General features: G+C 67.5%; 10 protein-coding genes. 5 read left to right on the top strand and 5 right to left on the bottom strand.

What is annotated here, in order from left to right; genetic code table 11:
* Nucleotides 1-84: 84 nt before the first annotated feature.
* The 3 genes from HL653_RS07950 to HL653_RS07960 form a co-directional block, all read right to left on the bottom strand.
* Nucleotides 85-906 carry an IclR family transcriptional regulator gene (locus tag HL653_RS07950; RefSeq protein ID WP_171744048.1) on the bottom strand — a complete coding sequence of 274 codons (822 nt, stop codon included), beginning with the start codon at nt 904-906 and terminating at the stop codon, nt 85-87.
* 155 nt (nt 907-1,061) lie between these two features.
* Nucleotides 1,062-2,411 carry a glycoside hydrolase family 105 protein gene (locus HL653_RS07955; protein WP_253718012.1) on the bottom strand — a complete coding sequence of 450 codons (1,350 nt, stop codon included), beginning with the start codon at nt 2,409-2,411 and terminating at the stop codon, nt 1,062-1,064.
* Nucleotides 2,412-2,583: 172 nt separating this feature from the next.
* On the bottom strand, nt 2,584-3,684 hold the full coding sequence (locus HL653_RS07960) for an aldose epimerase family protein (RefSeq protein WP_171744050.1): 1,101 nt from the start codon (nt 3,682-3,684) through the stop codon (nt 2,584-2,586).
* 169 nt (nt 3,685-3,853) lie between these two features.
* Here HL653_RS07960 and HL653_RS07965 point away from each other — a divergent pair, with 169 nt between their 5' ends.
* Nucleotides 3,854-5,146, top strand: a complete 1,293-nt coding sequence (locus HL653_RS07965; protein ID WP_171744051.1) for a sugar MFS transporter — start codon at nt 3,854-3,856, stop codon at nt 5,144-5,146.
* A gap of 192 nt (nt 5,147-5,338) precedes the next feature.
* Here HL653_RS07965 and HL653_RS07970 read toward each other — a convergent pair whose 3' ends face one another.
* The gene (locus HL653_RS07970; RefSeq protein ID WP_171744052.1) at nt 5,339-6,112 is read right to left on the bottom strand and encodes a FadR/GntR family transcriptional regulator; all 774 of its coding nucleotides are present in this window, start codon (nt 6,110-6,112) and stop codon (nt 5,339-5,341) included.
* Between the two features lie 73 nt (nt 6,113-6,185).
* Here HL653_RS07970 and HL653_RS07975 point away from each other — a divergent pair, with 73 nt between their 5' ends.
* The 4 genes from HL653_RS07975 to HL653_RS07990 all read left to right on the top strand — a co-directional run bounded on the left by HL653_RS07975 (nt 6,186) and on the right by HL653_RS07990 (nt 11,453).
* Nucleotides 6,186-7,661, top strand: coding sequence for an aldehyde dehydrogenase (NADP(+)) (locus HL653_RS07975; protein WP_253717702.1), 1,476 nt, complete (start codon nt 6,186-6,188; stop codon nt 7,659-7,661).
* A gap of 85 nt (nt 7,662-7,746) precedes the next feature.
* Entirely contained in the window at nt 7,747-8,748 is a 1,002-nt protein-coding gene (araD1, locus tag HL653_RS07980) for an AraD1 family protein (protein WP_171744054.1), read from the top strand.
* Nucleotides 8,748-9,677, top strand: a complete 930-nt coding sequence (locus HL653_RS07985) for a Gfo/Idh/MocA family protein (RefSeq protein WP_171744055.1) — start codon at nt 8,748-8,750, stop codon at nt 9,675-9,677. Before araD1 ends, HL653_RS07985 begins: the two co-directional genes overlap by 1 nt.
* A 222-nt stretch (nt 9,678-9,899) precedes the next feature.
* Nucleotides 9,900-11,453 (top strand): alpha-N-arabinofuranosidase, encoded by a 1,554-nt coding sequence (locus HL653_RS07990; protein WP_171744056.1) that lies wholly within the window; start codon nt 9,900-9,902, stop codon nt 11,451-11,453.
* Between the two features lie 209 nt (nt 11,454-11,662).
* Here the strand turns inward: HL653_RS07990 and HL653_RS07995 are convergent, their stop codons facing one another.
* A complete protein-coding gene (locus tag HL653_RS07995) occupies nt 11,663-11,953 on the bottom strand; it encodes a barstar family protein (RefSeq protein WP_171744057.1) in 291 nt (96 codons plus the stop codon).
* Between the last annotated feature and the right edge of the window lie 114 nt (nt 11,954-12,067).

A 12,067-nucleotide genomic window follows, 5' to 3' on the forward strand; every position in this document is an offset into this window, starting at 1 on the left:
TTCAGGGTCCATCACCCGACCGTAGCGCCAAGCGGACGGGTCAGGTCATGGATGCTGAAACGAGTTCAGCATGACGTCGGAATTTTAGCCCAGCGTCCCGCTCTCTGGCACTGTTGCCGTCCAGCCCAGTGCGCGGCTGATCGCTTCGGCGGTCGCCTTCACCGCCGGGGCCAGTTCGCGCATGCGGTCGGGGCCGAGATAGATGCCCGCGCCCGCGATGCTGATCGCCGCCACGATCCGGCCGGAGACGTCGCGCACGGGCGCCGCGATCGCATGGATATGATCGGGCGGAGGGCCGACGTTCAGGACATGGCCCTGCGCGGCGGTGCGCTGCATCTCCGCGACCCATTCGGCCACGTCGCGATCCGATTGGGTCGCGCGCAACGCCGCTTCCAGTTCGGCGGCGTTGGCATCCAGCAGCAGAGCCTTGCCGAGGCTGGTATCCGCCAGGCGGCGGCGGGTGCCGGGCGTCGTCGTGACGGCGACGCGCTCGTTGCCCGCGCTGCGATGGAGGTGGACCGAGAAATCGCCGTCGCGCCGGCCGAGAAAGGCGGAGTGACCCGTCTCGGCGGCGAGATCGTCGAGGTGGCGCCGCGCGATCATCAGCAGATCGGTCTGCTCCTGCGCGCGCGCGCCCAGCTGGAGCAATTTGGGGCCGGCATGGACCTCGCCCATGGCCGAGATGGACACGAAGCGCCGGTCGGCCAGCGCCTGCACGAGACGCCACGTCGTCGTCTTGGAGAGGCCGGACTGGCGGATGAGGTCGGGCATGCGCGTGCGCTGGCCGACGATATGCTCGAGCATGTCGAGCCCGCGCTCCAGCGTCTGCGCGCCCGATCCGGTGGGCGCGGGGCGCGTCACGGTCGCCGCGGGGGCGGACTGGTCGCTGCGATCCGACAGCTTCACTCGAAACATCCCCTCGGTGTGGCTCCCCTCGGCCACTCTTCAGGATCCCCTATCGCCTATCCCAAGCGGCCGCGTCACCCCCTAGTTTTGGATCGGGTCCGATCGGGAGCGATTCCCGCCACGGGGTTGAGAGGCGTTTCGGTATCGGTCCGCCGTCACTTCCCCGCAGGCGGATCGAAGGCGAGGTCGATCATCGCCTGACGCTCGGCCATCGCGCGTTGCCAGTCGGCCAGTTGCTGGGGCGTGGCACCCACGGGCTTTTCGTGGAACGCGATCGGCAGGCGCACCGGGCCTGCGGGATCGCGCTTCGGCTCCGGGATGGGCAGGGCCGAGACGGGGCGGCCGAGTTTCATCACCTCCACGCCCGCCAGCAGGAAGGCGCCGGTGCCGTAGAGCGCATGATCGCCGGGCGCGGAGGGCACGGGCTGGTCGCCCGCGCGCTGGGCGAAGCCGAGCAGGCCGTCCGGCTGCACCTTGCCCGCCAGCCCCGACCAGGCGCGCTCGGCGCGCGGCAGATAGGCTTTGCGATCGAGCAGGCCGTGATTGACGCCCCACGCCATCGCATAGGTGAAGAGTGCGGCGCCGGTCGTCTCGGGGCCCGAAGGATCCTGCGGATCGAGCAGGCTGGCGGTCCAGAGACCGTCCTCCTTGCGCTGGAGGCGGCTTACGCTGTCCATCAGCGTCTTGAAGGCGGCGATGTAGCGCGGGCGCGACGGATGATCGGCCGGCATCACGTCCAGCAGGCGGGCGAGGCCGGCCGCGACCCAGCCATTGCCCCGGCTCCAGAACAGGGGCTGGCCGTTGCGCGTCTTCAGCGAACGGAAGCGCTCGTCGCGGAAGACGAGCTTATGCTCGGGCGACCAGAGCCGATCATAGACATGCCACCACTGGGCATCCATCGCCGCCAGATAGCGGGGATCGCCGGTCTGCGCGGACAGGCGGGCGAAGACGGGCGGCGCCATGAACAGGGCATCGCACCACCACCAGACGAGCTTGCCCGGCGGAGGCGGCGTCTGGAGCAGAGCGAGTTGATAATCGAGCCGCTGGCGGAGCGGCGCGATCTCGCCCGCCTCGCCGCTGCGCGCATAGAGTTCCTCATAGACGTCGCCGATCGCGATATTGTCGGCGTCCATCATATTGTGGGGCGACCAGGCGCCGAGCATCCCGAAATTATAATGTTCGGCCACGTCGCGCGCATAGGCGCCGGCGCCCGCCGCCTCCGATTCCCGCGCGAGGCGGCCGAGGCCGATCAGGAAGGTGGCGGAGATCCAGTTGACCGTCACGGCCCGCGCCCGATTGGGCGGGATCGCGATCGGCGTGGCCTTCAGCGCATCGATCTGCGCCGCCGCCGTATGGTTCAGCACGGCCAGCACCCGACCGGGATCGGGGATGGCGGCGGGATCGAAGCGGAATGTCTCGGCGTGATAGGCGGGCGGTGTTGCGTTTGCCGCCATGGGCGGCACGAGGCAGGCGGCAAGGGCGCAGAGCGACAGTGCGGCGGGCATCTTCACGAGCGGCATCTCCCCCGGATGCGAGTTCGGCTTTTTAGTCCCGTTCGCCCTGAGCCTGTCGAAGAGCCGTCCTTTCCTTCTGTTGTTCCGAGAAGAAGGACGGTGCTTCGACAGGCTCAGCACGAGCGGAGTTGAAGTTGGGTGGAAGGTTCAGTCCAGCCAGGCGTCAGCGGGCGGGTGCCACCGAGAGCTTGTAGATCATCACGTGCGAATAGGGCTTGCCCGGATCGACGCGGGCCGAAACGAAGCTCGGCTGGTTCGGCGCGTTCGGAAATTTCTGCGGCTCCAGCGCGATGCCGTCGCCCATCCGGTACAGATGACCACCCTTGCCGAGATAGGTGCCGTCGAGGAAATTGCCGGTGTAGAATTGCACGCCGGGCTCGGTGGTGAACATCTCCAGCACGCGGCCGGACTGCGGATCCTCCAAGCGGGCGGCGAGGCCGGGCTGCGCGGTGAGGCCCTTGTCCAGCGCGAAATTGTGATCGTAGCCCTGGCCGAAGCGGATCTGCTCGTCGCGCCCGTCGCGGATCCCGTCCATCACGACGCGCTGCTGGCGGAAATCGAAGACGGTGCCTTCCACGGGGCGCAACTCGCCCGTGGGAATCAGCGTGGCATCGACCGGCGTGTAGGCCTTGGCCGGGATCGTCAGCAGATGGCCGGTCGCGCCCTGCGGCGCGCCTTCGCCCGCCAGATTGAAGATGCCGTGATTCGTCATGTTGATGACGGTCGGCTTGTCGGTCTTGGCCGCGAACGCGATCGTCAGCGCATTCTGCTCGTCGAGCGAATAGGTGACGGTCACGTCGAGCGTGCCGGGATAGCCCGAGGCGCCGTCCGGGCTCACCAGCCCCAGCACCAGCTTGGCGACCGGGCCGCCCGTGGCCGAGATCACCTTCCACGTTTGCTTGTCGAAGCCGTGGCCGCCGCCGTGGAGCGAATTGGTCTTGTCGTTCAGCGGCAGCGCATAGGTCTTGCCGTCGAGCGAGAAGCGGCCACCGGCGATGCGATTGGCATAGCGGCCGACCGTGACGCCGAAGAAGTTGGGCTTGCTCTCGTAAGTGGCGGCATCGTCATAGCCGAGCACCACGTCCGCGATCTTGCCCGCGCGATCGGGCCCCTTCAGCGCCTGCAGCGTGGCGCCATAGGTGAGGATGCGGGCGGAGACGCCCTTGCCGTTCGACAGCGTGATCGCCTCGATGGGCGTGCCATCCTTCAGCGTGCCGGCCGATTCGCGGTGAATGTCGGCTGCCATCGCGGGGGCGGCTGTCATAAGACCTGCCACCAGACAGATGGACCGAAGTCGAGCATTTCCCAGCATTTCCTCTCCTGACGACGCCGTTGACGCATCCCTCGCCGCTATCTAGTCCGACAAATTAGTGCAGGACAAGCGCCGAACCGCGAGGAGGCGGAGTCGCTCGTCCGATAAGGAGACGGACCGAATGCCAGCCCCGATCAACGCCCCGGCCGCGAACCCAGCCGGATCGTCCGGCCCGCAGAAAAGCTACGGCCCGGCCCTGAGCCTGCTCGCCAGCCTCTTCTTCATGTGGGGCTTCATCACCGTCATCAACAATACGCTGCTGCCGCATCTGCGCAGCGTGTTCGACCTGAGCTACACGCAGACGACGCTGATCGAGAGCGTGTGGTTCATCGCCTATTTCTTCGCCTCGATCCCCTCGGCCAAGCTGATCGAGCGGATCGGCTACCAGAAGTCGCTCGTCGCCGGCCTCGGCATCATGGCGGTGGGCGCGCTGGGCATGATCCTGGCGGCGTCGATCCCGTCCTATGGCGTCACGCTGGTGATGCTGTTCGTGATCGCGAGCGGCATCACGTTGCTGCAGGTGGCGGCCAATCCCTATGTCGCCGTGATCGGCGCGCCGGAAACCGCCTCGTCGCGCCTCAATCTGGTGCAGGCGATGAATTCGGCGGGCACGATGCTGGCCCCGGCGTTCGGCGCCTACCTGATCCTCGGCCGTTCGGTGAGCGGCACCGCCAAGGAAGGCGCCGCGCTCACGCAGGCGCAGCGTCTGGCCGACGCGCATTCGGTGGTGCTGCCCTATCTGCTCGTCGCGGTGGTGCTGCTGATCCTCGCGGTGGTGATCGCCCGATTCCCGCTGCCGGCGATCGGGCAGGGCGCGACCAGCCGTGTCGACAAGGAAGCGCGCAAGAGCCTGTCACTCTGGAAGCATCGCGCGCTCGTCCTCGGCATCCCGACGATGGTCGCCTATCTGCTGGCCGAGATCGGCGTGGCCAATCTGTTCGTCAATTTCGTCAGCCAGCCGCAGATTGCGGACCTCACCCACGAGCAGGCCGGCAAGTATCTGACCCTGCTGTGGGGCGGCATGATGGTCGGCCGCTTCGTCGGCTCGGCCGTGATGCAGAAGTTCCGCGCGGAAGACGTGCTGGCCGTGTTCGCGGCCGGCGCGCTGATCGTGATGCTGATCGTGCTGGCCTCCAGCGGCCATGTCGCGATGTGGGCGCTGATTTCGGTCGGACTGTTCCACTCGATCATGTTCCCGACGATCTTCACGCTCGCGATCCGCGGCCTCGGCCCGCTGACCGAGGAAGGTTCGGGCCTGATGATCATGGCGATCGCCGGCGGCGCGCTCGTGTTCGTGCAGGGGCTGCTGGCCGATCATTTCGGCCTGCAGGCCTCGTTCGGCCTGACCGTGGCGTGCGAGGTCGTGACCCTGGCCTATGCGCTGTGGGGCGCGCGGGTGAAGGCCGAGGGATAAGCGGTTCGCCCGCTCATCCGGTTGGGATGAGCGGGCCGGCTGCCCTTCGAGCAACATACCCCTCGTTCGTCCTGAGCGAAGTCGAAGGACGTGCCCCCAGGCGATGTCGTTTGAAGCCCGTCCTTCGACTTCGCTCAGGACGAACGGTTTTTTCTCGTCATTGCGAGTGAGGGGGCTCAGGAGGCCGGGGCCTCACCCCACCATATTGGCGGTATCGTCCAGCGCGAGCGCGACCAGCACGCGCATCGCTTCCGCTGCCGCATCGGGATCGCCCGCCGCGATCGCATCATAGACGCGGGCGTGATCGGGGATGGCATTGCGCGGCAGAGGCTGGCCGCGCTGCTTGAACACCGTCGTCCAGCTCACCGCCGCGCCGATGCTGGCGCTCAGCACGATGATCGCGTCGTTGCGCGTGGCCTGCAGGATCGCGCGGTGGAAATCGCGATCGGCCGCGCGGCCCTCGTCCGTCGCCAGCGTATGCTGGCGCATCGCGGCCAATGCATCGCGCATCATCTTCAGATCGGTCCGGTCGCGCCGCTCGGCCGCCAGACGCGCCGCGGCGGGCTCGATGATCGAGCGCAGCTCGAACAGGTTGCGTACGAAATTCATGTGCGGCTGGCCGGAAAAGGCCCAGGCCAGCACGTCGGGGTCGAGCAGATTCCAGCGCGAGCGCGGCAGGACGCGCGTGCCCGCCTTGGGCTTGCTTTCGACCAGCCCCTTGGCGACCAGCACCTGCACCGCCTCGCGATAGGCGGTGCGCGAGACGTCGAGGCTTTCGGAGAAGGCGACTTCGCCCTCCAGCCGATCGCCGGGCGCATAATCGCCGCCCACGATCGCGCGCCCCAATTTGTTGGCGATGGCGCCATGCAGCCGCCGTCCCGTGCCGCGACGCGCGCGCCCGACGGTGGCCGGCTCCGCCGCATCCGCGCTGTTTATCCCGTCCAGATCGGGTCCCGTTCGCTCCATCGCGCGTATCAGTGCCCGAGTCGGATGCATCGGGCAATTGCCACCCGCATTCGGCGCGCTTATTGTCCGAGTAATGAGCAGCACCCCGATCCTCCCCGCCGTCGAAGCCGCCTGTGTCGCCGCCGAGGCCGCCTTCGACACCTATCGCGCCACGAGCCGGGAGGCGCGCGCCGCCTTCCTCGAGCGGATCGGCGACGAGATCATGGCCATCGGCGCAGACCTGATCGAGACGGCCTCGCGCGAATCGGGCCTGCCGACCGCGCGGCTGGAGGGCGAGCGCGGCCGCACCGTCGGCCAGCTGAAATTGTTCGCCAGCGTCGTGCGCGCGGGCCTCTGGATGGGCGTGCGGATCGATCCCGCGCTGCCGGAGCGCACGCCGCTGCCGCGCCCGGACCTGCGCCTGCGCATGATCCCGCTGGGCCCGGTCGCCGTGTTCGGCGCGTCGAACTTCCCGCTCGCTTTCTCCACGGCGGGCGGTGACACCGCCTCCGCGCTCGCCGCCGGTTGCCCGGTGGTGGTGAAGGGCCATCCCGCGCATCCGGCGACGGGCGAACTGGTCGCCGCCGCCATCCGCCGCGCGGTCGCGGCCTGCGGCATGCCGGAGGGCGTGTTCGGCCATGTGACGGGTGCGGGCAACGATGTCGGCGTGGCGCTGGTGCAGGATCCGCGCATCACGGCGGTGGGCTTCACCGGATCGCGCGGCGGCGGTCTTGCGCTCGCCAAGCTGGTCCAGTCGCGTCCGGTGCCGATCCCGATCTATGCCGAGATGTCGAGCATCAATCCGGTGCTGCTGATGCCGGCGGCGCTGGCCGCGCGCGGTGCGGCGCTCGGCACGGCCTTCGCCCAGTCGGTGACGATGGGCGTCGGCCAGTTCTGTACCAATCCCGGCCTGCTGATCGCGATCGAGAGCGAAGGCCTCGAAGCCTTCGTGCAGTCGGCGAGCGCGGCGCTGACGGGGGCCGCCGCCGGCCAGATGCTGACGCAGGGCATTCACGACGCATACGACAAGGGCGCCGAGGCGCTGGCCGGGAGCGCCGATGTCGAGACGCTGGCGCGCGGCCTGGAGGGCGATCGCAGCGATTTCGGTCGCGCCGCTTTCTTCTCGACCACGGCGGAAGCCTTCCTCGCCAATCCGGCGCTGGGGCATGAGGTGTTCGGTCCCTCGTCGATCCTCGTCCGCTGCAAGGACGAGGCGGAACTGAAGGCCGTAATCGCGGGCGCCGAAGGCCAGCTGACCGCGACCCTGCACATGGACGATGGCGACGAGGCGCTGGCCGAGGCGGTGCTGCCTTTGCTGGAGCGCAAGGTCGGCCGTATCCTCGTCAATGGCTGGCCCACGGGTGTCGAGGTGACGCATGCGATGGTGCATGGCGGGCCGTTCCCGGCGACGTCGGACGCGCGCACCACCTCGGTCGGCACGCTGGCGATCGATCGCTTCCTGCGCCCCGTCTCCTACCAGAATTTCGGGCAGGCGCTGCTGCCGCCCGAGCTTCGCGACGGCGCGGCGGATGTGCCGAAGCTGATCGACGGGAAACCCTCGCTCGGCTGAGAAAACACCAGACGAAGCCCGGCCGGGCGCCATTCAGAACAAGACCCGGCCGGGCATGATCCCCCATAGGAAGAGAGAAGAGCGGATGAGCCTGAGGCTGCTGCAGCATCGTGATGAAAATGGCGCGCGTTCCGTGATCGCGGCGCAGGGCGATCGGGCGACGATCGTCCCGGGTGCCACCAGCGTGCGAGAGCTGGCGCTGGCGGCGATCGCGGCGAGCCAGAGCCTGGCCGAAGCGGTGGCGGCAGCGGGCGAAGGCGCCGAGGTGGATCTGGCGGCGGCGCACGCGGCCGGCCGCCTGATCGCGCCGATCGACCATCCCGATACGGCGCACGTGATCCTGACGGGCACCGGCCTCACCCATCTCGGCTCGGCCGAGGGGCGCGACAAGATGCACAAGGCGGCCGCCGCGGCCGAGACGCTGACCGACAGCATGCGCATGTTCCTCGAAGGCCTCGAGGGCGGCAAGCCCGGCGCGGGTGCGATCGGCCAGCAACCCGAATGGTTCTACAAGGGCGACGGCCAGCAGCTGGTCGATCCCGGCGCGCCGCTGACGATGCCGAGCTTCGCCAAGGATGGCGGCGAGGAACCGGAACTGGCGGGCGTCTATCTGATCGGCGACGACGGCACGCCCTATCGGCTGGGCCTGTGCCTTGCCAACGAGTTCAGCGATCATGTGACCGAGCGGCACAATTATCTGTGGCTCGCCCATTCGAAGCTGCGCCAGGCCTCGATCGGGCCGGAGCTGCTGGTGGGCGATGCGCCCACGGATGTGCGCGGCGCCAGCCGGATCAAGCGCGACGGCGCGGTGATCTGGGAAAAGCCGTTCCTGTCGGGTGAGGACAACATGTCCCACACGCTCGCCAACCTCGAACATCATCATTTCAAATATGATCTGTTCCGGCGGCCGGGCGATCTGCACGTCCACTTCTTCGGCACGGCGACGCTCTCGTTCAGCGACGGCATCGCCACCCAGCCGGGTGACGTGTTCGAGATCGAGGCGGCGCCCTTCACGCTGCCGCTCGCCAATCCGCTGGCGCGTGCGCCCGGCGATGCGGCGGTGCCTTCGGTCGTGAAGGCGCTCTGATGCTCGGGCCGATCCGCGTGGCCGTCGTCGGCATGGGCAAGATCGCCCACGATCAGCATCTGCCCTCCATCTTCGGCAATGCCGATTTCCAGCTGGCGGCCACCGTCAGCTCGCGCGGCGAGGCCACGGGCGGCGTGCCCTTGTTCCGCACGCTGGACGAACTGCTGGCGAGCGACACCGCGTTCGACGCGGTCGCGCTCTGCACGCCGCCGCAGGTGCGCTATGCGCTGGCGCAGGCGTCGATCGCGGCGGGCAAGCATGTGTTCCTCGAAAAGCCGCCGGGCGCCACGCTCGCCGAAGTGGCGGTGCTGGAGCAATATGCGAAGGCGGCGGGCGTCACCCTCTTCGCCAGCTGGCATTCGCGCTATGCGGCGGGTGTCGGCGCGGCGCGCGCCTGGCTGGCGGGCCGCGACATTCACAGCGCCTCGATCGTGTGGCGCGAGGATGTGCGCGTCTGGCATCCGGGGCAGGCGTGGATCTGGGAGCCGGGCGGCCTCGGCGTGTTCGATCCCGGCATCAACGCGCTCTCGATCGCGACGCATATCCTGCCGCGTCCGTTCTTTTTGGAGGAAGGCACGCTGTCGCTTCCGGCCAACCGCGCCGCGCCGATCGCGGCGATGCTGAGCTTCCGCGATGCGCACGGTACGCCGATTGCGATGGACCTCGACTGGCGCCAGACCGGCCCGCAGACGTGGGACATCACGGTGGAGACGGATGCGGGCACGCTGAAGCTCTCGAAGGGCGGTGCCGAACTCTATCTGCCGGACGGCGAGCATAAGAGCGAGGATCACGAATATCCGGGCCTCTATGCGCGCTTCGCCCATCTGGTGAAGGCGGGCGAGAGCGACGTCGACATTTCGCCGATGCGTCTGGTGGCCGACGCCTTCCTGCGCGGCCGCCGCGAACTGGTCGAGGAGTTTCACGACTAAGGGGGGCTCTGCTCCCCAAGGCCCGTTCGTTCCGAGCGAAGTCGAAGAACGTGCTGCGAACGCAGCGCCTGAAGCCCGTGCTTCGACAGGCTCAGCACGAACGGATCAGGGGGCACATACTTCTCAGGAAGAGGGGAGAGCGCAGGGGCAACGAACCCTGCCAGCCCCGACAGGAACGAATAACCGGCCAGACCGGCCGGGCGAACAGGAGGGAAATCGCTGATGATCCGGAAGCTAGGCGGCGCGACACTGGCTTTGCTGCTGGCCACCACGCCGATCGCGGCCAGCGCCCAAGAGGCGCTGACGGCCACCGCCACGATCAAGGGCGATACGCCCGGCCCGGTCTATGACCGGCATATCTTCACCCAGTTCGCCGAGCATCTCGGCACCGGCATCTATGGTGGCCTGTGGGTGGGCAAAAACAGCAAGATCCCGAACACGCGCGGCTTCCGCAACGATGTGGTGACGGCGCTCAAGGATCTGGGCGTGCCCACGATCCGCTGGCCGGGCGGCTGCTTCGCCGACGAATATCACTGGCGCGAAGGCATCGGCCCGCAGGCCGGCCGCAAGGTGAAGGTCAACACGCATTGGGGCGGTGTGATCGAGCCGAACACGGTCGGCACGCACGAGTTCATGGACCTGCTCGATCAGGTCGGCGCCGAGGCCTATATCTCCGGCAATGTCGGCGACGGCACGCCCACCGAAATGGCCGAGTGGGTGGAATATATGACGGCCCCCGCCGGCACGCTGGCGGACGAGCGCGCGAAGAACGGCCACAAGGCGCCGTGGAAGGTGCCCTATTTCGGCATCGGCAACGAATTGTGGGGCTGCGGCGGCAATATGCGCGCCGACTATGCGGCGGACGAGACGCGCCGCTACGCCACCTTCGTGAAGGTCCCCTATGGCGAGAAGATCACGAAGATCGCCTCCGGCGCCAATGCCGAGGATTATCACTGGACCGAAGTGATGATGCGCGATGCGCAGAAGGCGGTCGGCGGCCTCTCGCTCCATTATTACACGGTGCCGCACGGCTTCGACAAATTCGCACCCTCGGCCGATTTCGACGAGGTCCAGTGGGCCGAGACGATGGCCCGGACGTGGAAGATGGACGAGATCCTCGCCAAGCATACCGCGATCATGGACAAATATGATCCGGCCAAGCGCATCTTCCTCGCCGTCGACGAATGGGGCACCTGGTACAAGGAGGACGAGGGCACGCATCGCGGCTTCCTGCGCCAGCAGAATACGCTGCGCGACGCGCTGGTGGCGGGCATCAACCTCAACATCTTCGCCAAATATGCCGATCGCGTGCGGATGACGGCCATCGCCCAGATGGTGGACGTGCTGCAGGCGATGATCCTGACGGACGGCGCGAAGATGGTGAAGACGCCGACCTATTACGTCTTCCAGATGTACAAGCCGTACATGGACGCCACCGTCCTGCCGATCGAGCTGAAGAGCCCGTGGTATGGCAAGGATCAATGGGCGGTGCCCGCCGTCAGCGGCTCGGCCGTGAAGGACAAAGCGGGCGTGGTCCATGTCGGCCTCACCAACGCCGATCCGAACCGCCCGGCGACCGTGACGGTGAGCCTGACGGGCGTGGCGGGCAGTGCGGTGAGTGGCAAAGTGATCACCGCCCCGGCAATGAACGCGCTCAACAGCTACGCCAAGCCGGAGACGGTGGTGCCCGTGGCGTTCAACGGCGCCACACTCAGCGGCGGCACGCTGACGGTGACGCTGCCGGCAAAGTCGGTGGTGATGCTCGATCTGAAGTGAGGTGAGGGGGCGGCGGGGCGGCGTGTCGCCCTTGCTGGTGGAAGGAAAGTCTATTTGATCCTCCCCCGCCAGGGGGAGGTGTCAGGCTTTAGCCTGACGGAGGGGGCGGCAGCAGGCTGGTCGCTGACCTCTCCCTCCGTCGCCTTCGGCGCCACCTCCCCCTGGCGGGGGAGGACGAGGAATGGCCGCTATGGGTGGAAAGCGGTCGCTTACCTCAACTCAAGGGCCACATCTTGCCCGTATTGTTTCCGCGCGTCGACAAACACCTGCACGGCCTCCCCGAGAAAAGCCCTCATAGCGTCTGACAGACCGGACACCCCCGCGATTACCACCGTGAATGGCGGCTCCACCTCGTTAATCCCACCGTATAAACTGTCGTCGAGGGCATTGAGGCTCCGACCGTGCCAGCTTGGCGCGCCAAGTGCGGGCAGGAGGGCAGCAAAGAAATCGTCCGGGGACATCCAAGCCGAGCCGTCGAGTTGAATGAGCTTCATCGGCATAGGCTGACACCTAACCCTTGTGTCCGCTAGTGGGGCGATGGCGGTCATCAGAAAACCACATCGCCACCCACCTGTAGGACAGCTACGTCGCAGTCCTACAGAAAACCAACCAGG

The organism is Sphingomonas sp. AP4-R1, assembly GCF_013113735.1.
GTDB lineage: Bacteria > Pseudomonadota > Alphaproteobacteria > Sphingomonadales > Sphingomonadaceae > Sphingomonas_I.